The sequence below is a fragment of the Guyparkeria hydrothermalis genome (assembly GCF_023555385.1).
GTDB lineage: Bacteria > Pseudomonadota > Gammaproteobacteria > Halothiobacillales > Halothiobacillaceae > Guyparkeria > Guyparkeria hydrothermalis_A.
Genome location: NZ_JAJSED010000001.1, coordinates 1330875 through 1353177 on the forward strand (window position 1 = coordinate 1330875; position 22303 = coordinate 1353177).

The window sequence follows — 22303 nt, forward strand, 5'->3', positions numbered from 1 at the left end:
GTCAGCCAGCCCCCCGGTCGTGGTTACTTTCCGCCACCGTGGCGGGCACGTCGCCGGCCACCTGACCGGTGGGCAGTTCCGGCAGGTCGTCCGGCCGGATATTGAGCATGCGCAGCGCGCCGCTCATCACCCGCTGGAACACCGGTGCGGCCACGTCGCCGGCATACACCTTGCCCGCCGTCGGGCGGTGCAACACCACCACCAGCGCCAGCCGCGGGTCCGTGGCCGGGGCCACACCGGCGAACACGGTGTTGTAATCCGTCTTCGAATAACCGCCCTTGCCCAGACGACGTACGGTGCCGGTCTTGCCAGCCACCTGGAAGCCGGTGATTGCGGCCTCCGGCGCCGTCCCGGTGGGCGAAACCACGGAACGCAGCATGCCGACCACCTGGTCGGCAATGGGCGTGGAAAAAACGGACCGGGTGTCGGGCACCTTGTCGCGACGCAGCAGGCTTGGGGTCAAGTACTGCCCCCCGTTGGCAAGTGCGACGTAGGCGGTCGCCAGCTGCAGCGGCGTGACCGCCAGACCGTAACCGTAGCTGTGGGCCGCGGTATCGGCGGCCCGCCAGTCGCGCCACAGACTGAGCGACCCGGGCGATTCGCCGGGGAAGCCCACGCCGGTGATCTGGCCGAAGCCCAGCCCGCGGTAGGTCTGCCACAGCGGCTCGGCGCCGATGTCCTCGGCGAGCAGGCTCGCGCCGACGTTGCTCGACTTCTCGAGCAGGCCGGTCATGTCGAGCGTGCCGTAGTTGCGGTGATCATGAATGGTGAAACCACCCACCCGGCGATAGCCCGGCTCCGTGTCGACCGTGTCGCTCGGCTTCCAGCGGCCCGTGCCCAGTGCGGTGGCGACAGTGAACGGCTTGACGGCCGAGCCCGGCTCGAACTGATCGACGATGGCGTGGTTGCGGGTCACCGACGGGTCGATGGTCGCGCGGTTGTTGGGATTGAACGAGGGAGCGCTCGCCATCGCCAGCACTTCGCCCGTGGTCACGTTCATCAGCACCGCCGACCCGGCCAGCGCCTGCTGCTCCTCGATCGCCCGCGCCAGCTCGCGATAGGCGAGATACTGCAGGCGACGGTCGATCGACAGGGCGAGGTCCTGTCCCGGGCGCGCCTTCTGGATGACGCCCAGGTCGGCAATCTCGCGACCGTCGCCGTCCTTGAGGATGCGCCGCTTGCCCGGTGTGCCGGAGAGCAATTGGTCGAAGCTCAGTTCGATCCCGGCCTGTCCCACATCGTCAATATTTGCGAAGCCGAGCAGCGGCGCGGTGACGTCGGCGGTCGGATAGAAGCGCTTGTACTCGCGCTTGAGACCCACGCCGGGCAGGCCGGCGCTGCGCACGGCGGCGGCCACGCTCGGACGCACCTGGCGCGCAACGTAAAGGAAGCGACGACTGCTGTAGTCGCGCACCCGCTTGTTCAACTTGGCGACCGGCCGGTCCAGGATGCTGGCCAGCCGGCCGACCGCCTCCGGATGGCCGGAGATCACCTTGGGATCGATCCAGACGGCATGCATGGCGACACTGATGGCCAGCGGCTCGCCGTTGCGATCCGTGATCATGCCGCGATGCGCGGCGATGGTCTGGACACGCTGGTGGCGGTCGCCGCCCTGCTCGGCGTAGAAATCGTGCTCGGTCACCTGAAGCTGCACCGCACGACCGACCAGCATCAGGGCCGCGCCCGCGAACACCATCAGCACGATGCCGGCGCGCCAGCGCACGCCGAGCCAGCCGGCCCAGTGCATGATGCCGTCCCAGAGCGCTTTCATCGGAACACCACCGTCACGCTGTCCTCGGCCGGCTGGACCATGCCGAGTTCCTCGGTCGCGATGCGCTCGATCCGACCCTGAGCGGTGAGCGTGCCCTCTTCGAGCTGCAGCTCGGCGTAGGTGCCCTCGAGCCGCTCGATGCCATCACGCGTGCTCGCGATCTCCTGCGTGAGGCGCCGATCCTCGGCGACCAGCATCACCACGGCGAATGCACTCGAGACCACCATCACCAGCAGGAGGAGGTTGAGCGCCTTCATGCCGCTCGCTCCGCCACCCGCATGATGGCGCTGCGCGCCCGCGGGTTCCGCTGAATCTCGTCGCGGCCGGCGCGGATCGCCTTGCCGATCTTCTTCAGCGCCACCGGGCCGGTCGGATTGCCGAAGAAGTCCTTGCCGGCGGTGCTGTGATCGCGAATGAACCGCTTGACGATGCGGTCCTCCAGCGAATGGAAGCTGATCACCACCAGCCTGCCACCGGGACGTAGATGCTCGAGCGACTGCTCGAGGGCCTGCGTGATCTCGTCGAGCTCCTGGTTGATGTACAGGCGGATCGCCTGAAAAGTACGAGTGGCCGGGTGCTTGTTGGGGTCGCGCCTTGGCGTGGCGGCGACCACGCAGTCGACCAGCTCGTTGGTGCGGGTGAACGGCTGTTCGCGACGCCGCTCGACGATGGCGGCGGCAATCCGCCGGGCGAAACGCTCCTCGCCCAGGCGGAACAGCACGTCTCGGATCTCCTCTTCCTCGGCCACTGCCAGCCAGTCGGCCGCGGACGGACCATGGCTCTGGTCCATGCGCATGTCCAGCGGACCGTCATAACGGAACGAGAAGCCGCGCTCGGCCTGGTCGAGTTGCGGCGAGGAGACGCCCAGATCGAACATCACGCCGTGGACCGGCTCGGTCACGTCGCGCTCGACCAGCGCCTCGCCCCAGCCGGAGAACGCGGCCCTTATAAAGGAGAAACGCCCGTCCTCTTCGGCCAGCCGGGCGGCACTCTCGGCGGCTTCGGCATCACGATCGAAGCCAATCAACCGACCTTTCTCGGAGAGGCGTGCGAGGATGGCGCGGCTGTGACCGCCTCGACCGAACGTGCCGTCGACATAGGTGCCCGACGCGTCGATGACGAGCGCATCGACCGCCTCGTCTCGCATCACCGTGTCGTGGCTGGGGTCGAACGTCATAGTGACAACGTCTCCAGGGCCGTCGGCAGCTGGTCGTCCTCGTCCGACTGGTCGAGGAAATCCTCGGTCATCTCGGTCCACAGGTCCTGCGACCAGAGCTCGAGCTTCTTGCCCTGCCCGACGAGCACCGCCGGCTTTTCCAGCTTGGCGTGCGCGCGCAGCGCGGGCGGGATGACAATGCGGGCAGCGGAGTCGAACTCCACCTGGGTGGCGTGGCCGATCAGCATCCGCTTGATGCGATTGGCCGTCTTGTTGAATGACGGCAGGGCGTCGATCTGCTTCTCGATGTCGAGCCAGGTGCTCAGCGGATAGATAAGAAGGCAGTGCTCCTGCGTGTCGATGGTGAGAATGAGTTGGTTATCGTCGTGGGCAAACGCCTCCCGATGACGCGTGGGCATGGCCAGGCGTCCTTTGGCGTCGAGATTCAGGTTGGTGATGCCCCGGAACACTTTTTCCCACTTTTTCCCACTTTTCTACACCTGCGCGCACTATAGCCCTGCCCCGACACCCGTTCAAGCAAATGGCGGGATTTTTCTTTTGACCACAAGGAGTTAGCCGACGAAAAGCGGAGAAAATGCCGGCTATTTTTAGATAAAAACAGTGGGTTACCACGCATAGGTAACAAAGCGCACGAGGATGCGGGAGAGCGCATCAGAACGGCATTTGAGTGCCGGTGGGGGAAAGTGGGAGTGTTTCATCGCACATCGACCGTCGAGGATGACGGTCGGGGCGAAAGGGGCTGGAAGAGCCCGAAAAGCGCGGCGACGGGATGACAGCCGCGCGGGAATGGGGTGGAGTCGGCCGATAAGCCGGGTTCTGTCATGGGTTGCCATTCATCTGGGCGCAACGTCGCCGTTGCGCTCGAGCAGCCTACCCGGGAACAGCGCGGGCCACGCCATTGTTCCCCTATTTGGCCTTGCTCCCGGTGGGGTTTGCCGTGCCACGACGTGTTACCACGCGTGCGGTGCGCTCTTACCGCACCCTTTCACCCTTACCTGTGCCACATTGCTGCGGCCATCGGCGGTCTACTCTCTGCTGCACTTTCCGTCGACTCGCGCCGCCCAGGCGTTACCTGGCACCGTGCCCTATGGAGCCCGGACTTTCCTCGACGCCTCGAAAGACGCCGCGACAACCTGGCCAACTCCGGCGGCGGAGTATAACGGAGCACAGCGGCGTGTCGAGCTCCACGTGGTCAGTGCAGGCCGCCGCCCGCCATCAAGACGACCCGAATCCGGTAGACTCACGGCCAGCGATCCATTCCGACCAGTCCGACCACGAGCACTGCCATGGCAAAAGCGCTTCCCTCGTTACTGCAATCCCGGCACGCAGAGATGGACGATCCCGCCGAAAGCCGGATCGACTGCCGACAGGCAGCCGAGGTGATCGACTGGATCTACCGGGAGTCGTGGCAGACCGATGCCATCGACCGTGACGGGCTCGAATGGCTGCTGGCCTGGATGCGCCGCTGCGACGACCAACGCCGCTTCGAGATTGCCGACGGCCTGTGCGTCGCGCTGATCGGCGAAGGCCGACTCGAGGAGGCCGCCTCCGTGGCAGGAGAGCTGCTCGAGGAGTCGCCCGATCCGGCGCTGACCCACACGCTGGCGCTGGCCCATGCTGCTCGCGGCGATGTCCGGGAGGCGATCACATTACTGAGCGAACTGGTCAAGCAGCCCGAATTCGACCAGCTGCCCGCCGAGGTCGCCACGCAGGTGCATCTCGACCTGGCCACCCTCTTCCGCCGCCAAGGCAACCTCTTCAAGGCCATCCCCCCGCTGACAAAGGCCGTCGAGACCGCTGCCCGGGCCGACGACCCGAGCTTCCTCGAGCAGGCAGCCGAGGCGCTGATCGAGCAGCTGGTCGAACAGGGCGGTGGCGACGAAGCCGTCGAGATCCTGTCACCCTGGCTCGACGATCGACGCATCGGCCTGTGGCAGCAGGTGCTGGCCGGGCTCGGGCAGCACCTCGAACCGGCCATGCGCGAGCGCGGCATGACTTTGATGATCGAGTCCGGCGACTACCGCACCGTGCTTAACCTGCTCATCGACGATGCCTCGCGCGACGAACAGGCACTGATGCTGGCCTTCACCGCCGCACTTGCTCTGCGGGCGCCGGTCGAAGCGGTCTGCCCGCTGGCAGCACGCCTTCTGGCGAGTGACGAGGCGCGCCGCGGCGAAAGTGCCCCTCTGATCGCAGCCGCGTCCGTGGCCATCGCCGAGACACAGGGGGATAAAAATGCGGCACAGGCAAAATGGCACCGCGACGGCGTGGTCCAGCTGATAAGCGTCGCCAAGCACCACGGTATTCTGGAACAGGAAGTCCGTGACTGGGCCGAAACCGAGGGCCTATACCACGAACACGGCGTAATCGACCGCGCCGCTCGCCACTGCCTTGATAAACTCGACCAACCACCGGAATGGCTGAAGCAAAAGCTGACATCCACGACGGAATGATCCGCAAACTCGCCACATAAAGAAGGCCCCGCCATTTCGGCGGGGCCTTTGTGATTCGAATCATTCGCCTGCAAGAGAAGCCGGCGAGTGGCCCGACCTCATATCGGCCGGTCCGTAATCAGATACGAAAATCCTCGAGCTTCTTGCCCTTGTTCAGCTCGTCGACCAGCCAGTTCGGACGCTTGCCACGACCTGACCAGGTTTGCGACGGGTTGGCCGGATTCATGTATTTGGCCGGCAGTTTCTTGCCCGCCTGCTTGCTGCCCTTTTCCAGGCCGAAGATATCGGCCACCGTGGTGTTCAGCTCGTTGGCAAGCGCCTCGGCCTCACGACGCAACTCCATTACGCGCTGCTTGCTGCGCTCGCGCAATGCCTGCTCGGCATCATTGACCAGTTTCTTCAATTCGTCGGCGGAAAGGTTTTTGACGTCAAATTGGCTCATCTGTACTACCTACCTATTTGTAGTGGAATGCACAATGCGGCGATTCAAAACACTGCGTTCGTTAGCTGGAGGAAACCGCACATTCCTTCGCACGTCCCAATGTGGGAGAAATCTAGCCCATAAAATAACAAGCGTCAACATTACGTATTCCCCCATCCCCATTGGGGAAAACCGTCGAATTAATCACACCACGCATATAATAAAACGATCACGCAATCGATTAATGCAAAAAAACGGACTCGCTGGACGAGTCCGTTTTCGAATCAGAAGAAAAACCCGCGCTCAGGCAAACAGATCCAGCACCCCTCGCCCCTCAACCCACTCGAGCGCATCGTCGGTGTCAGCTGAACCACTCGCGGACATCATCATTTCGGCATCAGCCGGCGCGCCGCCGTGGCCATCGGATTCACCCCCGTCGGCATCGGCCAGTTGCTGCCCGAAGTCGCCTTCTTCAGCGAGCGAGACATCCACCTCGCTCTGCGCAAGCCCGGATTCCTGCAACCACTCCTTGAGCCGCGGCAGTTGCTGCTCGAGAAGACCCTGGGTGGTCGCGTTGGTGGCGGTCAGGGCAATACGGGTCTCGTCCCCCTGAGTCTCGATCGAGATCTTCAGCGGGCCAAGGTCGGCCGGCCGCAACTCGATATTCGCCCGGGACACGCCCTTGCCGACCATCCACTGGATCTGCTGGCCCAACTGCGCCGGCATCTGCGGGTTGGGTGGCGGCGTGGCGGCCTGGCCGGTGAAGACACCCCCGGCGGCCTGGCCTGCCGACGTCGACGAAAATGCCGTTCCCGCCGAACCCAGCCCACCGGGCGCCACCGTCGTCTCGACTGCCGTATCGGCGGGCTGAGCGGAAAGCCCGCCCAGCGCCGACCAGTGCGCCGGCGTCAATCGTTCCGTGCGCGAGGGCGCCGGCATCTCACGCCCCGCAAGCCCCAAGGCGGCCGTTACCGGCCCACCATTCCAATCCGAACCCTCGCCACTCGACGCGACCGTGGCCGAAGCGCGCGCTGCCATCTCCGAGCGCGAGCCGGCGGACTGCCCACCGGCAGCCAGCCGCCACGACCATTCCGACCAGGACCGGGGCTCACCCGCACCCCGAGCGACCGGCCCTTCCGTCGACCCCGCCATGCCGGACCGCGTCATCAGCTGCTGAAGTGCCTGCAACTGTCCCACCAGCGCCGGAGTTCGGTCGGCGGAAGCCCCCTCACCGCCCGGCATCGACTCGCGCAGTGCCGCCAGTCGGTCGCGCAAAGTCTGTATCGCCGCCTCGGCCCGAACCGGTGAACCGGCATCCAGCGCCTCGCGCCAGTCGGCCAGCGCCTGTGCCAGTCCGGCCACGTCACGCGCGATTGCCTCGTCGGTGGCCAGCGATTGCGCCGAAAGCGAACGCGCGGCTGTTTCGCCACTGGCCGCCCCGTCGACATGCCCGGTCGCCTCCAATGCCCCGATTGACTGCCCCTCGACCGACCGCCCATCCGACGATGCCCAAGCGAAATCCCCACCACGTGATACCGACATGTCGACTTCGTGACGTCCGAGTCCGGCAGACTCCTCTCCGCCGGATGCGGGAATCGTTTCGAGCATTTGCCCCAACACCGCACGGGCATCCGACTCGCCTCCCGAACCGGGGGGCAACTGGCCCGACTTGTCCGAGCCAAGCTGCTGGCGCAGGTGAGTGATTTCCTCGCCCAGCGCGCTAAGCGCCGAGCGAAGCGAATCCGAGAGCCCTGACCCATCCCTGGCAACGTCGCCCGACACCCCCGGCGCGCGCTGACTGCCCTCGACACGCCCCTGTGCCGAGGCCATCAGGCGAGCGAAGTCCTGCGATGCCCCGCTGCCGAGCTTTGCCGCGACGCGCCCGACCTTGCCGTCCACGCCGCCCAACAGCCGTCCAATCATCTCCAACCCGCCCTTCTCGTTGCCAATCTGACTCATTGCCGCCCCCCGGATTCCACGCCCCGCCCGGCGTTGGCCGCGCCGTGCTGATCCATCACCTGTTGCTCGTTGCGTTCGTTGCGCCGCCGGATCGAGTTGCGATAACGCTCGCTCAACCGATCGACCGACTCGTTGCGGGCCTGCGCATCGCGCGCATCATTGGCGCGCTGCGCCAACTGCTGCTCGAGCTCTTCGACCACTCGACGCTGGTGCTCGATGGTCTCCTCGATCCGCGCCATGAACTGCCGATAGTTCTGCAGCGCAAAGGCGCGATTGCGTCCCTCGGCGGCAAAACTGATGTTGTTGGTGTACTCGTTGAAATAGCCCTCGAGGTCCGCCAGTCGCTGGCGCTGGGCATCCAGCTCGCGCTCCGCCTCGCGACGCCGACGGCGGGCAAGATCCGCCTGATGACCCATCACGCGCCCCGCGTTGCCCAGGGACTTGAGTCGCTGCTTGTCGCTCATCGTCGCTTACCCCACTCAGGCCGAATGCAGCAGGTCCACCAGGGCATCGATGCTCGATGCCATGTCGGCCGACTCGTCCATCGACTGCGACAGGAACGCTTCCAGGTCCGGCTGAATATCGATGACCCGGTCGAGACGCGCGTCCTGACCACGCCGGTAGGCGCCCACCGCAATCAGGTCGCGATTTTCACGATAGGTTGCGGCCAGTTCCTTGAACCGCCTCATCAAGGATAGATGCTCCGGATCGACTAGCTTGGGCATCAGCCGCGAGATCGACGCCTCGACATCGACCGCCGGGAAGCGGCCGCGCTCGGCGATCTCGCGGGAAAGCACAATGTGCCCGTCGAGAATGGCCCGCGCGGAGTCCGCCACGGGATCGTTGAGATCGTCCCCCTCGACCAGGACGGTATAGAAGGCCGTCAGGCTGCCCTCGCGGCTTTCGCTGTTGCCGGCCCGTTCAACCAGGCGCGGCAATTGCGCGAACACCGACGGCGGGTAGCCCTTGGTCGCCGGCGGCTCGCCGATCGCCAAGCCGATCTCGCGCTGCGCCTGGGCGAAACGGGTCAACGAATCCATCAGCAGCAGCACATCGAAGCCCTGGTCGCGGAAATGCTCGGCGATCGAGCTGGCGAGATTCGCCCCGTGCAACCGCATCAGTGCCGAGCTGTCCGCCGGCGCCGCCACGACGACAGCACGCTCGCGCGCCTCCTCGTCGAGGATCTCGCTGACGAACTCGGCCACTTCACGGCCCCGCTCGCCGACCAGACCGACCACGATGATCTGCGCCTGCGTATGGCGGGTCATCATGCCCAGCAGCACACTCTTGCCCACGCCCGAACCGGCGAAGATGCCCATGCGCTGCCCGCGGCCGACGGTCATCAGGGCATTGATCGCCCGCACGCCCACATCCAGGGGTTCGGTGATCTCGCGACGCTTCAGCGGATTGATCGGCCGACCGTGCAGGTTGACCGAGGCATCACCGGTCAGGCGCGGCCCGTCGTCGATCGGCCGCCCGCGCGCGTCTAGCACCCGGCCGAGCAGTTGCTCGCCCATCGGCACCCGACTGGCCGCCCCGAGGTTCTTCACCCGGCATCCCGGACCGACACCCTGGGTGGTCTCCAGCGGCATCAGATAGGTGGATTCCTCGGCAAAGCCGACCACCTCCGCCTCGAAGCGCCGCCCCTGCGGGTCGGTCACCTCGCACTGGTCACCGATCAGCGCGGAGAGTCCGCGCGCCTCCAGCGCCAGGCCGACCACGCGGACGATGCGCCCTTCCGATGCCGCGACCGGCGCATCGACCCGGGCAGCCGTCCCCATCAGGCGACGTGCCCAGTTGAGCGAGACGTCCTTGCTCGGATCACGCAGGCCGGGATCGGTCATCGTGCGTCCTCCGGACCGGCGTCCTGGCCGTCGGCCACGTCGTTTCCTGTGGTCGTCCCGTCCGGTGCGTCGTCGAACGAAGGCTCACCATCGTGATCCGTTGCCGAGGCGGTGTTCTCGGCGCTTGGCGGCACCACCTGATCGGGCCCGGGGTACACGCGACCGATCAGGTGGTCGAGCGTCGCCGCCCACCGGTTCGCAAGGCTGGCATCCACCCGCGCATCACCGGATTCGACCACCAGGCCGCCGGCACTGACTGTCGGGTCCGGACGCAGATCGAGCGACTCGAAGCGGGCATCGCCCAGCAGTTCGGTCAAGGCGGGCTCGTCGGCAGGCGCACAGCGGACGATCACCGTTCTCACGGAAACCGGCAGCGCCCCGAGGGCTTCGCGGGCGATCGACGGCAGACCGGCGTTGTCGACCCGTACCTCGCGCGCCACCATGACCCGCGCGATCTGGGTGGCCAGAGCCGCCAGCTGTTCGGTGACCTCGTCATCCAGCAACGTCAGCGGGCGCTCCAGGTGCGCCAGCCACCCGCGCAGACGGTTCTCGACCTGCTCGATCTCCTCGCGCGCCGCGGCGAGACCTTCCTGGTAACCGGCGTCGCGGCCTTTTTCCAGACCCACCTCGTAGCCTTGTCGCTCGGCCTCGGCACGTGCGGCAGCGATCTCCTCGGCGGTCGCCGGGTCCGGCTCGTCCTCCTCGACGACCGGCTGGCCGTCGGCAAACTCCGGCAGCTCCCAGGCATCGAGCAGTGTCTGCCAGTCTTCGGCCTCGAGGGGGCGGGTGATCACGCTCTCGTCGTTAGATGAACTCATCGCCACCACCACCCAGGGAGATCTTGCCTTCGTCGGCCAGCTGACGGGCGACCTGCAGGATTTCCTTCTGCGCCGCCTCGACATCGGCCAGGCGTGTCGGGCCGAGCGTTTCGAGATCGTCGCGCATCATCTCGGCGGCACGGCGCGACATGTTGCCGAAGATCTTCTCCTTGAGTTCGGAATCGGCACCCTTCATGGCCAGCAGGAGCTTGTCCGCCGGTACTTCGCGGAGCAGTACCTGCAGGCTGCGATCCTCGACCTCGACCAGGTTGGCGAAGACGAACATCAGGTCCTCGATCTGCGTGCCGAGGTCCTCGTCCGTCTCCTTCACCCGACCCATGAGCTCCTCTTCCACATTGGATTCGAGGAAGTTCATGATGCCAGCGGCGATCTTCACGCCGCCCACCTTGGAAGACTTGCCGCCGGTGGTGCCGGATGCTTGACGCTCCATGATGTCGTCGAGCTCTTCGAGCGCCTGCGGCGAGACCCCTTCGAGATGCGCGATGCGCAGCACGATGTCGGTGCGGGTGTTTTCCGGCAGCATCTGCAGGATCTCGGCGGCCTGATCGCTCTCCAGGTGCGACAGCACGATGGCGATGATTTGCGGGTGCTCGTAGCGGATGATCTCCGCGATCGAGCGCGCGTCCATCCACTTGAGAAACTCGAGGTTGCGGCGGCTGCCCTGCGAGGAGATCCGCTCGAGTAGCCCGGAGGCACGCTCTTCGCCCAGAGCTCGGGTGAGCACGTTGCGGATGTAGTCGTTCGACCCCAGCGCGAGACCGGTCTGGTTCTCGAGATCGTCGGAGAACTCGTCCAGCGCTGCCTGAATCTGCGGCCGGGTGACGTTCTTGAGCACTGCCATCGCCTGACCGATCTTCTGCACCTCGCGCGGGTCGAGATGACCAAAAACGTGCGCCGCGGATTCCTCGCCGAGGGCCATCATCAGGATGGCGGCCTTCTCCGGTCCCTTGAGACCGCCCAGCGGGCTTTCCTGGGGAAGTTTGTTTTCGGGTGCCTGGGCCATGGGGATCAGTTCTCCTCGTGCGTCCACTGCTTGATCACCGCGGCCACTGCCTTGGGATCATGGCTGACGCTCTTGCGCAACTGGCGCAACTTGTCGGTGTAGCTTGCGTTGCCGATCAGTTCGGGCACGTTGGACAGGTCATCCTCGTCCTCCTGCTCGTTCTCGCCACCCTGAGCGCGCCGTTCATCGGGATACTGAGCGGGCACCGGGTACTGACCGGCGGGGTTCGGCTCGCCGTTCTCGGCCGGCGGCAATGCCCGCTCACGCCGGCTGTCGGCGAGCATCTTCAGCAGCGGGCGGGCGACCAGCAGGAACACCAGCAGCAAGGCCAGGCCCATGCCGGCGTTCTTCAGCGTCGTCCAGAACCAGCCCTGTTCCCAGAGCGGCGTGCTGACCGGCTCGATGTCCTGATCGACGAACGGGAAACTGCTGAGGGTGATCTGATCACCGCGCGCCTCGTCGATGCCGACGGCCTGGGCCACCAGGGCACGCATGCGATCGAGGCGCTCGGCACGGGCCGCGGCAGCGGCCTCGGCCGCCTGCGGATCCTCCGGTTCGCCCTGCCCCGCGCCGCTGCCGGCAACGTTCTCATCGAGCAGCACTGCAACGCTGAGCTTCTCGATCTGGCCACTGGCGAACTGCGTGTGCTGGATCTCGCGGTCCACGTTGTAGTTGCGGGTCTCGCTCCGATCACTGTCGATGGGTGTCTGTGCCAGCGTCTGGAATTCCTCGACGGTCAGGTCCTGCGGCGGCGCCAGCCCGCCGTCGCCGTTGCCCGGATTGACCTCGCCACCGCCCGGCGGCTGGTTGGCGATCGCACCCGGCATGCCGCCGATGTTCTCGCCACCGCCGAGCGAACGGACGGTCTCGTTGACCTGTTCGCTGAGCAGCACGCCCTCTCCCGGACCGTAGGTCTGGCTGGTGCCCTCGCGCCGCGAGAAGTCGATGTCGGCCGAGACCTGGGCACGCACCCGGTCGGATCCCATGATCGGTGCGAGCAGCGACTCGATCCGCCGCGCATAGGCCTGTTCAAGATTCTGACGGTAGCGGAACTGGCGGCTGGTCAGGCCCATGCCGGCGGCACCGTCGCCGTCGCTGGTGAGCAGGTTGCCGGCCTGGTCGATCACGCTGACGTTCTCGGGCGACAGGTCGTTGATGCTCGAGGCGACCAGGTGGACGATGCCGTTGACCTGGCCGCGGCTCAGGGTGCTGCCGCCCTTGATGTCGACGACAACCGAGGCCGTCGGCGTCTTGCGATCGCGCACGAAGACCGACTTCTCCGGCTGCGCGATGTGCACCCGGGCGGCCCGCACCGAGCCGATCGTCTGGATCGAGCGCGCCAGCTCGGTCTCGACCGCGCGGCGGTAACGAGCCTTTTCGATGAACTGGCTGGTCCCCAGCGACTGGTCCTGATTCAGCATCTCCAACCCGGTGCCGTCACCCCCCGGCAGCCCCTGCTGGGCCATCAGCATGCGGACTTCCGGCAGGCGGTCGGCGCCGACCTTCACCGTACCGTCGGCCGCCAGCTCGTAGGGCTCTCCCGCTGCCTTGAGTGCCTCGACCACCTCGGCGGACGCCTTGGTATCCAGCGACTGGTAAAGCGGCACCATCGACTTGCCGCTGCCCCACAGGAAGAAGCCGACCATGAAGGAAATCACGGCGGCCAGCGCGATCAAGAGCAGCAACTGCCGGAAACTTGACGACTGGGTGAACGCATCCATCTGCCGAATCCAGCGCGGGCTTTCTGCGGCGGATCCAGTGGGGGTAGTGGTGATTGCGGAGCCTTGGGCCATGGGGTTATGTCCGTATCAAGCGAATTCGGGTGACGGTAGGGGTGCCGCGCATCACAGCGGCATGTTCATGACCTTCTCGTAGGCCTGGACCAATCGGTTGCGCACCTGCAGGGTCGCCTCGAAAGCCACGGAGGAGCGCTGCGAGGCCACCATCACCTCGGTCAGCGTCACGTTGTCGTCACCGGCCTGCAGGCGGTTCTTGAGATCGCCGGAGGTCTGCTGCAGCTCGTTGACCTGTCCGACCGCCTGGGTCAGCGCATCGGCAAAGGAGGCGCGCTCGGTCTCGGCGACGCCCTGGGCGGCCGGATTGAGGGCCTCGGGGCCGCTGGGGCGCTGGGTCGCTGCGGTGCGCAGCTGCTGCATCTGGGAAAGGATCTGGTCGACGGACATGTCGTTGCCGCTCATGGATCCACCTCGTTGACTGTCGCGGATTGGTTGCGCAGTCTCTAGCAGGAGGCATGCCAGATCGGCAAGAACGCCGTCAGCCGATCTGATACTTGCGCATCTTCTCCACGAGGGTGGTCCGCCGAATGCCCAGCAGACGGGCCGCGCGAGCGACAACGGCATCCGCCTGGGCGAGCGCGGCCTGGATCCAGGCCTGCTCGATCGCCTCGAGCTGGGCCTTCAGGGAAATGCCGTCGTCCGGAAGCGTCAGGTCGCAGTCCTCGACTTCCTCGGGCGTCATCGGCAGGCGCGGGCCGATGTTTTCCGTCAGCGACCAGATGCTGCGCGGGTCCGGATCGATCGCCTCGGCGCCGGTGGCGGTCGCGACCTCCGTCGGCATCTCGGCCTCGGGCTGGGGTTCAGCCGGAGTCAGGTGGTGCAGGTGCAACGGCAGGTCGTGGACGCGAGCGGGCCGATCCGGGGCGAGAATCCCGATGCGCTCGAGCACGTTGGCCAGCTCACGCACGTTCCCGGGCCAATCGTGCTGCCGGAGCACGGCGAGGACCGGGGCAGTCAGCTGAGGCGAAGGCCGCCCCTCGCGACTCAGCCGATCGACCAGGGCGCCGGCAATCTCGGGCAGGTCGTCGCGCAGCGCCCGCAGCGGCTGGGTATGGATCGGGAAGACGTTGAGACGGTAATAGAGATCCTGGCGGAACTTGCCCTCGTCGACCATGGCCGGCAAATCGCGGTGCGTGGCCGCGACGATTCGCACGTCGGCATCGAAAGAGACACTGCCGCCGACGCGCTCGAACTTGCGTTCCTGAAGTACCCGCAGGATCTTGACCTGCATCGAGAACGGCATGTCGCCGATCTCGTCGAGGAAGATGGTGCCACCCTGGGCCAGCTCGAAACGTCCCTTGCGCTGGGTGATGGCACCGGTGAACGCCCCCTTCTCGTGGCCGAACAGCTCGGATTCCAGCAGCTCGCCGGGAATTGCCCCGCAGTTGACCGGCACGAACGGCTTGTCCGCCCGCTCGGACAACATGTGGATCATGCGGGCGACCACCTCCTTGCCCGTACCGGTCTCACCGAGAATCAGCACGGTGGCGTCGGTAGGGGCCACCTGCGCGACCTCGTGGCGCAGCGTCTCCAGAGCGGCGCTGCTGCCGATCAATCCACGATTGTCGCGGCGCAGCCGCTCGGCGTGCCAACGGCTCTTCATCGGCGACAGGACACCCTGCAGGGTCTCGAGCGGCACCGGCCACGGCAGCTGGACCTGTGGTGGTGGATTGGGCGTTTCAGTCAACGTCCCCAGGACAATCCAGGGGGGATCGACCTGCTCGACGGATGCATCGGCAGCAAAGGTCATCCGGCACATGGGCGGCTCGGGAAGCGCAGGGGCCGGACCGGTCACGGTCTCGAACCCCAGCAGCGTCAACTGCTCCGCCAGCAACGTCGCCTCGGGTGCCTTGCTGTCGATCCAGCAAAGGGGTTGGGGCCGCGGCATCTTTGGTTCTCCCGGTGGACGGCGCGGGCGCGCCGCCAACTATTTGTTCTTGTTGGTTATATGATTCTTTCTACCGGTCTATTCGCCGGCTTTGGCGCCCCACCTCCGCCCGGTTTCGGGCGACACGACAAGTGTGGGGCTAGAAAGTTCCACGGGACGCTATCTTGACCCCTCGGGCATGTCAAAACTTTGTCAGTGAAGCGGAATTTCCATCACGAGGCAGTGTGGCTTGTGAGCGACAAGCGCGCGGCCTACCATCGAGCCGGGCGGTGAGTATCGCCCGGCTCGCTCGCCTTCGCGCCCGTTCGGAGACCCAATGAAGATCCTCAAGGTCGAACAGCCCGGCCAATCAACCCATGCCGGTCCGACTCTCCGACTGGAAACGGGCCAGCGTCTGGCCGCGATCGCGCTCACCGGCGCCAAGCCCGGCGACCGGGCCATGCTTTCGGTGGCCGGCGGTCAGCTTTCCGTGACCACCCAGCACCCGCTGAGGGCCGGGCAGGCCATCGACCTGGAAGTCACCCGCCTGGGCCAGCAGGTTCATTTGCGCCCGCTGGGGCCACCCCCCGACCCTAGACAACTCGACCAGACTCAGCTGACCCGACACCTGCTTCAGGCGCTGGCACGACTTTCTCCCTCCGGCCAAGGCGCACCATCGACACCTACCGCCATGCCGCAAGCCCAGGCCGGCGCGTCGCCGAATGGCGCTCCCCCGACGAGAACGGCAAGCATCACGACACCAGTTGCAACGCCGTCGGGTGCACGACCGACAGCGAATGCCGCACCGGCCATACCCCGCCCCCTCCAGGCCTTTCCATCCAACCAGCCCCCCTCGGCAACGACCAGCGAAACGATCGTCCGGGGCGTGGCAAGCCGGGCAGGCGCGTCACCGAGTGGCGCCACCCAGCCGGGAACGGCTGGCACCACGACCTCGGCTGCAACGATGCCGGGAGCACGGCCGCCGGACAGCGCCGCACCGGCCACACCCCGCCCCATTCAGGCCTTTCTATCCAACCAGGCCGCCTCGGCAACGAGAAGCGAAACGATCGCCCGGGGCGCGCCCAGCCAGGCAAGTGCACCGGCCGGCAGTTCGTCGCAGACGGTCCCGGCCGGACTCAACGGCCTCGTCCCCCTGTTATCGGCACTGCGCGAGCCTCGCCTCGTCCGCGCTCTGGTCGCCGGGTGGCTGGCCACCCAACACAACCCCCCGACGCAACCCAACCCGCTGGCCGGCGTCGGTGGCGCCATCGCCCCTGGCGGTACGGGCCTAACAGAAACCCCGCTGGGTGCCGTCTTGCAGCAGGCCGCCCGTCACTTGCGGGCCCGTCCCGAGCTGGCAGCACGCGATCCGGCGACCCGGCAGGCGACACTCGATTTCATGCAGCGTCTCGGCGAGCAGGTGGAACGAAGCCAGATTTCCACCGCGCTGTCGCAGGGGGCGGCCGGTCAGGCCGCCGGCACGCAGGCCGGGCCGAACCAGCCGGTGTGGCTGCTCGAGATTCCGTTGCAGCTGGCCAACCAGGCCCACAACCTGCGCATGGCGATCCGCGAGGAGGACCAGGGCCCGAACGGAGACGGCAGGGAGGCACGCTGGCAGCTCGACCTGGCGATGGACTGGCCCCAGCTGGGTCCGGTGCATGCCGCGCTGGTCCTGCGTGGGACTCGCATCGATGTCGACCTGTTCGCCGACCGGCCCGGGACGGTGTCGATACTCGAAGCCTCGCGGACCACCCTCGCCCGTGGCCTCGAGGAGGCTGGACTCACCCCCGGGCGGCTCGGCGCCTACGAGGGCCCACCGCCCGCCTCGGTGAGCTCACGCCTCGAACCGGACACGGCGAGCGATGACACGCCATCGGCACACGGCTTTCTGAGCGAGCAGGCATGACGGACCGAGACGACAAGAACGTCGAAAGGGACGATCGTCCCGGCCAGGAGACCCCACGGCGGGCGATCGCCCTGGCGTATGACGGCAGCGACGTGCCGCAGGTGGTGGCGACCGGCCAGGACGAACTGGCACGCCGCATCATCGAGACGGCGCGCGAGGCGGGCGTGCCGGACGTGGAGGATCCGATGCTGGCACGGGCACTGGCGCAGATCGACCTGGGCGACCGGATACCCGAGCCCCTGTTCCGCGCGGTGGCCGAGGTGCTGAGCTACGCGCTCTACGTCAATGATCGCCACGAGGAGGTACTGCGCCGGGCTCGAGATCGCGCCGCGGAAAACGACGAGCCTGCCTCCGGAGCCTGAAGCTCAGACACAAAAAAGCCCGCCGAGGTGGCGGGCTTTTTCGCGGAGAAGGTGGGGTGACTGATGGGATTCGAACCCACGACCACCGGAATCACAATCCGGGGCTCTACCAACTGAGCTACAGTCACCATCGAAAGGCATTTGCCGTTCGTGCAGGTGCGCTATGGCGCGCCCGGCAGGACTCGAACCCGCAACCCTCGGCTTAGAAGGCCGATGCTCTATCCGGTTGAGCTACAGGCGCAAGTTTCGGCTAAATCTCTGGTCGGAGTGGAGGGATTCGAACCCCCGACCACCTGGTCCCAAACCAGGTGCGCTACCAGACTGCGCTACACTCCGTTCGCCGTCATCGCGCAAACGCGCCCCGTCCGCCTGAGCGGTTCTGAACCCGTCCGGCGACGAAGGTGCGCCATGATAGGCATCGCCGCGGGCGAAGTCAATTGCCCGGCGCGCCCTCTTTTCGTCAGTGACGACCGGCGCGAATCAGGCCACCCAGCCCCCGATCCACGAGCGCCTGGTTGAGCAGCGCACGGACTTCCGCGGGCCGTTCGCAACGCATCGCTTGATCGAGCAGCTCGCGCGCCTCGGCGTGCGAGAAGCTACGAATCACCCACTTGATCCGCGGCAGCGAACCGGCGCTCATCGACAGCGAATGGATGCCCAGGCCGAGCAACAGCACCGCGCCGAGGGGATCGCCGGACAGCTCCCCGCAGACCGCGACGTCACAGTCCTGCCGTGCGCCGGCCTCGCAGACGTCCCGCACGGCCGAGAGCACCGCCGGATGCAGTGCGTCATAGCGAGAGGCAACCCGCTCGTTGTTGCGGTCGATCGCCAGCAGATACTGGGTCAGGTCGTTGGTACCGATCGACAGGAAGTCACAGCGACTGGCGAGCGCGTCGGCCTGGTAGACCGCCGAGGGCACCTCGATCATCACGCCCACCTTGGGGTGCTCGATCTCGCCAATCTCCTCGGACACCTCGTCAACCGCCTGGGCGATGTAGGCCAGCGACTGGTCGAGCTCGTCGACGGCCGAGATCATCGGCAGCAGGATGTGCAGGTTGTTCAGCCCGGCCGATGCCTTGAGCATCGCCCGGATCTGGGTGAGAAAGATCTCCGGGTGATCCAGCACCAGGCGAATGCCCCGCCAGCCGAGGAACGGGTTGTCCTCGCGAATCGGGAAGTACGACAGCGGCTTGTCGCCGCCGACGTCGAGCGTGCGCAGCACCACCGGCTTGCCGGCGAAGGTCTCGAGCGCCTCGCGGTAGATGTGCGCTTGCTCCTCCTCGCCGGGGAACTGCTTGCGGATCTGGAACGGCACCTCGGTGCGATACAGGCCGATGCCCTCGGCACCGACGGTCAGCGACGGCGCCATGTCGGACAGCAGGCCGATGTTGACGTGCATGGCAACGCGCACGCCATCGGAGGTCAGCGCCGGCTCGTCGCGCAGGGCGGCGAGCTCCTCGGTCAGCTCGGCCTCCTCCTGCGCCAGTCGCAGCATCTCCTCGCGCAGCGAACCGCGCGGGCGCACCACCACAAGCCCGCGGTAGCCGTCGACCACCACTTCCTTGCTGCGCAGCCGCGAGACCGGCAGGTCCGAGACGCCCATCGCCGCCGGCACGCCCAGTGCGCGGGCCAGGATGGCCAGATGCGACGAGCCCGAACCGGTCGAGGAGACGATGCCGACGAGTCGCTCGGTCGGCACTTCGGCCAGATGCGAGGCCGACAGGTCGTTGCCCACCAGCACGATCTGCTCCGGCCAGTCGGTCGGGCCGGCACTCTCGGCATGCAGCTTGTGCAGTACCCGATTGCCGAGATCGCGGATGTCCTGGGCACGCTCGCGCAGGTAGGCGTCGCTCATCTGCTCGAACACCGCCGCGTGTTCGGCGATCGCATCGCGCAAGGCCGCGCCGGCCCACTTGCCGGCCGTAATGTGCTGCTCGATCGCCTCGACCAGCGACCCGCCGGAGAGCATGCGGATGAAGGCATCGAACAGGAGATTCTCCTCTTCGCTGCCCGAGGCGCGAGCGAAGTCGATCTTCAATTGCTCGAATTCCTGACGCACCGCCTCGATGGCGCTATCGAGGACCGCCAGCTCGTGGTCGACGTCATCAACCTCGCGGTCCTCGACCAACTCCAGCGACTGGCCGTCCGCCACCACGACGGCAGTGCCGAAGACCACGCCGGGCGAGCCCGGCAGACCGCGAGCGGAGAAGGCCGAATCGAACGTGCCCGGCTCGTTGCCGGTGCGCATCAGTTCGCCGCTGGCACGTGCATGCCGAATGGCGGAGGCCAGCTGGGTCGCCAAGGTGACGACGAAGGATTCCTGGTCGTCGGAGAACCGGCGCCGTTCGCGCGCCTGGACCACCAGCACGCCGAGGACCTCGCCGCGATGGATGATGGGCACGCCCATGAAGCCGTGATAGGGCTCCTCGCCGATGTCGCGAACGAACTTGAACGACGGGTGGGTCGAGGCGTCCTCGAGGTTGATCACCTCCGCGCGCCGCGCGACCAGACCCACCAGCCCCTCTTCGAGCCCCAGGGAGACCTGGCCGATCTTGCCCTTGTTCAGGCCCTCGGTGGCCTGCAGCACCAGGGAAGGCTCGACCTCGGCAGCCTCGTCGCCAGCGAGCACGTAGACCGAACAGACCGAGACGTCGAGAACCGACTGGACGCGGCGCGCGATCAGGTCGAGAGCCGCCCGCAGGTCGGCCGACTTCGACACCTCGGTAACGATCTGACGCAGCTCATCGAGCATCGCGGGACTCCGTCACGGCCGGATTGGCCGCTTCAGCCTGTTCGGCACGGCGCTCGAACTGTTCCGGCAGGCAGTCGTCGGGACATTCGGGCGGAATGCCTTCGATGAACGGAGCCAGCGAGTGCAGAGCCTGGAAATAGACGGTGCGCTTGAAATAGATCACTTCGGGCAGGATCGACCAGAACGGGCGCCACTCCCAGCCGTCGAACTCCGGCTTGTGGGAGGCGTTGAGATCGAAGGCGCCTTCGTCGGCACGCAGTCGCAGCAGGAACCACTTCTGCTTCTGGCCGATGCACACGGGCTGCACATGCCGCCGGACCATGTTGCGCGGCAGGCGGTAGCGCAGCCAGCCGCGCGTCCAGGCCATGACCGAGACGTGCTCGGGCAGCAACCCGACCTCTTCGCGCAATTCACGGTACATCGCCTCGAGCGGTCGCTCGTCGGCGTTGATGCCCCCCTGCGGGAACTGCCAGGAACGATGCCCGACCCGCTTGCCCCAGAAGACTTCGCCCCGCTGGTTGCAAACAATTATCCCGACATTGGGTCGAAAGCCGCTACGGTCAATCACGATTTCACTCTTGCAAAAGTCACACGCCCGAAATGGCGAGGCGACGGGCCTCGCAGGGGTTGACCGCACTCGCGGAACGCATCCGCTCGCGGTCACCCAATTGAGATTGATTCTTTCACAAAACCCCCGGGCGATAAACCAAGCCCATGATGGGGTATCATGCGCGCCCGTCGACCCGGCACGCGCCGGGATACATCGCGACCAAGACGGCAGGGAAAGACGGCCCTGCCGGGCAGGAGGCATTTCGTGAAACTGGCCATCTTCGACCTCGACAACACATTGCTCGCCGGCGATTCGGATCACGCCTGGGGCGCTTTCATGACCGAGCGCGGCATTGTCGATGCGGAGGATTACGCCCGTCACAACGACGAGTTCCTGCGCCACTACCAGCAGGGCACGCTCGACATCGACGCCTACCTGCGCTTCGCGCTCGCCCCGCTGGCCGAGCATCCGGCCGAGGAACTGGAAGCCTGGCGGGAAGAATTCATCGAGGAGCAGATCCGGCCGATGATCGGCGAACCGGCGCGGGAACTGGTCGAGCAGCATCGCCGTCGCGGCCACACCCTGATGCTGATCACGGCGACGAATGCCTTCGTCACCGGCCCGATCGCGAAACTGTTCGACATTCCGCACCTGCTCGCGACCGAACCGGAGCGCCGCAACGGCCGCTATACCGGTCGCTACACCGGCACGCCGACGTTCCAGCACGGCAAGATCCTGGCGCTGGAGGAATGGCTGGAGACCCAGCAGGTGCGCCCGGAGGAAACCTGGTTCTATTCGGATTCACGCAACGACCTGCCGCTGCTGGAACAGGTCGACCACCCGGTGGCGGTCGACCCGGACCCAGTGCTTCGGCGCGAGGCCGAGGCTCGCGGCTGGGACGTCCTGATGCTCAACGCCGTCGAGGAGACGGCCGAGTAAACGGCGGGAATCGCCCGCTCCCGGCGGGCCTCCTGCGGATCAGGCGGTCGGCAGAGTGACGCCGCGCTGACCCTGGTACTTGCCGCCACGGTCCCGGTAGGAGGTCTCGCAGACCTCGTCGGACTCGAGGAACAGCATCTGCGCCACACCCTCGTTGGCGTAGATCTTTGCCGGCAGCGGCGTGGTGTTGGAGAACTCGAGTGTCACGTGCCCTTCCCACTCGGGCTCGAGCGGGGTGACGTTGACGATAATCCCGCAGCGCGCGTAGGTCGACTTGCCCAGGCAGATCGTCAGCACGTTGCGCGGGATGCGGAAGTACTCGACGGTGTGCGCCAGCGCGAAGGAGTTCGGCGGGATGATGCAGACGTCCGAGTGCACGTCGACAAAGCTGCGCTGATCGAAGGCCTTGGGATCGACGATCGTGGTGTTGATATTGGTGAACACCTTGAAATGCGTCGAACAGCGCACATCGTAGCCGTAGCTCGAGGTGCCGTAGGACACCATCGGCTCGGACTGCCCATCCGGGCCCGGCATGGCGCGCACCTGGCCGGACTCGAAGGGCTCGATCATTCCCTGCTCCTCGGCCATCCGGCGGATCCAGCGATCGGACTTGATACTCATTGGGTCATCCCGTTGAAAAGGCGGTACCGTCGGGCGTCCTGAC

The 22303-nt window shown here is 66.3% G+C and carries 21 protein-coding genes, 3 tRNA genes and 1 other RNA gene; 4 read left to right on the forward strand and 21 right to left on the reverse strand.

Annotated elements, in window-relative coordinates; genetic code table 11:
• Nucleotide 1: 1 nt before the first annotated feature.
• From LV476_RS06070 to rnpB, 5 genes are all read right to left on the reverse strand, one after another.
• On the reverse strand, nucleotides 2–1771 hold the full coding sequence (locus LV476_RS06070; RefSeq protein WP_250074425.1) for a peptidoglycan D,D-transpeptidase FtsI family protein: 1770 nt from the start codon (nucleotides 1769–1771) through the stop codon (nucleotides 2–4).
• Nucleotides 1768–2028: a cell division protein FtsL gene (gene ftsL / locus LV476_RS06075; RefSeq protein WP_250074427.1), complete on the reverse strand. Its 261-nt coding sequence runs from the start codon at nucleotides 2026–2028 to the stop codon at nucleotides 1768–1770. Before ftsL ends, LV476_RS06070 begins: the two co-directional genes overlap by 4 nt.
• Nucleotides 2025–2948, reverse strand: coding sequence for a 16S rRNA (cytosine(1402)-N(4))-methyltransferase RsmH (gene rsmH, locus LV476_RS06080; RefSeq protein WP_250074428.1), 924 nt, complete (start codon nucleotides 2946–2948; stop codon nucleotides 2025–2027). The genes ftsL and rsmH overlap by 4 nt, the downstream gene beginning before the upstream one ends.
• Complete coding sequence (gene mraZ / locus LV476_RS06085; protein WP_349665998.1) at nucleotides 2945–3397, reverse strand: division/cell wall cluster transcriptional repressor MraZ; 453 nt, start codon at nucleotides 3395–3397, stop codon at nucleotides 2945–2947. Before mraZ ends, rsmH begins: the two co-directional genes overlap by 4 nt.
• A 340-nt stretch (nucleotides 3398–3737) precedes the next feature.
• Nucleotides 3738–4093, reverse strand: an RNA gene (rnpB, locus tag LV476_RS06090) — RNase P RNA component class A.
• Nucleotides 4094–4234: 141 nt separating this feature from the next.
• Between rnpB and LV476_RS06095 the strand changes: the two genes are divergently transcribed.
• Complete coding sequence (locus tag LV476_RS06095; protein ID WP_250074433.1) at nucleotides 4235–5401, forward strand: tetratricopeptide repeat protein; 1167 nt, start codon at nucleotides 4235–4237, stop codon at nucleotides 5399–5401.
• Between the two features lie 118 nt (nucleotides 5402–5519).
• Here LV476_RS06095 and LV476_RS06100 read toward each other — a convergent pair whose 3' ends face one another.
• The 10 genes from LV476_RS06100 to LV476_RS06145 all read right to left on the reverse strand — a co-directional run bounded on the left by LV476_RS06100 (nucleotide 5520) and on the right by LV476_RS06145 (nucleotide 15695).
• On the reverse strand, nucleotides 5520–5843 hold the full coding sequence (locus LV476_RS06100; protein WP_156574744.1) for an H-NS family nucleoid-associated regulatory protein: 324 nt from the start codon (nucleotides 5841–5843) through the stop codon (nucleotides 5520–5522).
• A 282-nt stretch (nucleotides 5844–6125) separates the two neighbouring features.
• Nucleotides 6126–7781 carry a flagellar hook-length control protein FliK gene (locus LV476_RS06105; protein ID WP_250074434.1) on the reverse strand — a complete coding sequence of 552 codons (1656 nt, stop codon included), beginning with the start codon at nucleotides 7779–7781 and terminating at the stop codon, nucleotides 6126–6128.
• Complete coding sequence (locus LV476_RS06110; protein ID WP_250074437.1) at nucleotides 7778–8245, reverse strand: flagellar export protein FliJ; 468 nt, start codon at nucleotides 8243–8245, stop codon at nucleotides 7778–7780. The genes LV476_RS06105 and LV476_RS06110 overlap by 4 nt, the downstream gene beginning before the upstream one ends.
• Before the next feature lie 15 nt (nucleotides 8246–8260).
• Nucleotides 8261–9625, reverse strand: coding sequence for a flagellar protein export ATPase FliI (fliI, locus tag LV476_RS06115; RefSeq protein ID WP_434062818.1), 1365 nt, complete (start codon nucleotides 9623–9625; stop codon nucleotides 8261–8263).
• Nucleotides 9622–10443 carry a FliH/SctL family protein gene (locus LV476_RS06120; RefSeq protein WP_250074438.1) on the reverse strand — a complete coding sequence of 274 codons (822 nt, stop codon included), beginning with the start codon at nucleotides 10441–10443 and terminating at the stop codon, nucleotides 9622–9624. Before LV476_RS06120 ends, fliI begins: the two co-directional genes overlap by 4 nt.
• The gene (gene fliG, locus LV476_RS06125; RefSeq protein WP_250074440.1) at nucleotides 10430–11467 is read right to left on the reverse strand and encodes a flagellar motor switch protein FliG; all 1038 of its coding nucleotides are present in this window, start codon (nucleotides 11465–11467) and stop codon (nucleotides 10430–10432) included. Before fliG ends, LV476_RS06120 begins: the two co-directional genes overlap by 14 nt.
• Before the next feature lie 5 nt (nucleotides 11468–11472).
• The gene (gene fliF, locus LV476_RS06130) at nucleotides 11473–13260 is read right to left on the reverse strand and encodes a flagellar basal-body MS-ring/collar protein FliF (RefSeq protein WP_250074441.1); all 1788 of its coding nucleotides are present in this window, start codon (nucleotides 13258–13260) and stop codon (nucleotides 11473–11475) included.
• A 51-nt stretch (nucleotides 13261–13311) separates the two neighbouring features.
• Nucleotides 13312–13665 (reverse strand): flagellar hook-basal body complex protein FliE, encoded by a 354-nt coding sequence (gene fliE / locus LV476_RS06135; protein WP_250074444.1) that lies wholly within the window; start codon nucleotides 13663–13665, stop codon nucleotides 13312–13314.
• 76 nt (nucleotides 13666–13741) lie between these two features.
• Entirely contained in the window at nucleotides 13742–15151 is a 1410-nt protein-coding gene (locus LV476_RS06140) for a sigma-54 interaction domain-containing protein (RefSeq protein ID WP_250074447.1), read from the reverse strand.
• A gap of 349 nt (nucleotides 15152–15500) precedes the next feature.
• Nucleotides 15501–15695 (reverse strand): hypothetical protein, encoded by a 195-nt coding sequence (locus LV476_RS06145; protein WP_250074450.1) that lies wholly within the window; start codon nucleotides 15693–15695, stop codon nucleotides 15501–15503.
• Nucleotides 15696–16094: 399 nt separating this feature from the next.
• Between LV476_RS06145 and LV476_RS06150 the strand changes: the two genes are divergently transcribed.
• Together LV476_RS06150 and LV476_RS06155 are read left to right on the forward strand one after the other, a co-directional pair.
• Nucleotides 16095–17036, forward strand: coding sequence for a flagellar hook-length control protein FliK (locus LV476_RS06150; protein ID WP_250074452.1), 942 nt, complete (start codon nucleotides 16095–16097; stop codon nucleotides 17034–17036).
• Nucleotides 17033–17398 (forward strand): EscU/YscU/HrcU family type III secretion system export apparatus switch protein, encoded by a 366-nt coding sequence (locus tag LV476_RS06155; protein WP_250074454.1) that lies wholly within the window; start codon nucleotides 17033–17035, stop codon nucleotides 17396–17398. The genes LV476_RS06150 and LV476_RS06155 overlap by 4 nt, the downstream gene beginning before the upstream one ends.
• 52 nt (nucleotides 17399–17450) lie before the next feature.
• Here the strand turns inward: LV476_RS06155 and LV476_RS06160 are convergent.
• The 5 genes from LV476_RS06160 to LV476_RS06180 all read right to left on the reverse strand — a co-directional run bounded on the left by LV476_RS06160 (nucleotide 17451) and on the right by LV476_RS06180 (nucleotide 20718).
• Nucleotides 17451–17526, reverse strand: a tRNA-His gene (locus LV476_RS06160).
• Between the two features lie 36 nt (nucleotides 17527–17562).
• Nucleotides 17563–17639: transfer RNA gene (locus LV476_RS06165), tRNA-Arg, on the reverse strand.
• An 18-nt stretch (nucleotides 17640–17657) separates the two neighbouring features.
• A tRNA-Pro gene (locus tag LV476_RS06170) sits at nucleotides 17658–17734 on the reverse strand.
• A gap of 124 nt (nucleotides 17735–17858) precedes the next feature.
• The gene (gene ptsP / locus LV476_RS06175; protein WP_250074456.1) at nucleotides 17859–20150 is read right to left on the reverse strand and encodes a phosphoenolpyruvate--protein phosphotransferase; all 2292 of its coding nucleotides are present in this window, start codon (nucleotides 20148–20150) and stop codon (nucleotides 17859–17861) included.
• Nucleotides 20140–20718, reverse strand: coding sequence for an RNA pyrophosphohydrolase (locus tag LV476_RS06180; RefSeq protein WP_250074458.1), 579 nt, complete (start codon nucleotides 20716–20718; stop codon nucleotides 20140–20142). Before LV476_RS06180 ends, ptsP begins: the two co-directional genes overlap by 11 nt.
• A gap of 246 nt (nucleotides 20719–20964) precedes the next feature.
• On the opposite strand from LV476_RS06180, the gene LV476_RS06185 reads away from it, so the two are divergent.
• Nucleotides 20965–21639, forward strand: coding sequence for an HAD family hydrolase (locus tag LV476_RS06185; RefSeq protein ID WP_250074460.1), 675 nt, complete (start codon nucleotides 20965–20967; stop codon nucleotides 21637–21639).
• A gap of 39 nt (nucleotides 21640–21678) precedes the next feature.
• Here the strand turns inward: LV476_RS06185 and dcd are convergent, their stop codons facing one another.
• The gene (dcd, locus tag LV476_RS06190) at nucleotides 21679–22260 is read right to left on the reverse strand and encodes a dCTP deaminase (protein ID WP_250074463.1); all 582 of its coding nucleotides are present in this window, start codon (nucleotides 22258–22260) and stop codon (nucleotides 21679–21681) included.
• Nucleotides 22261–22303: the final 43 nt, after the last annotated feature.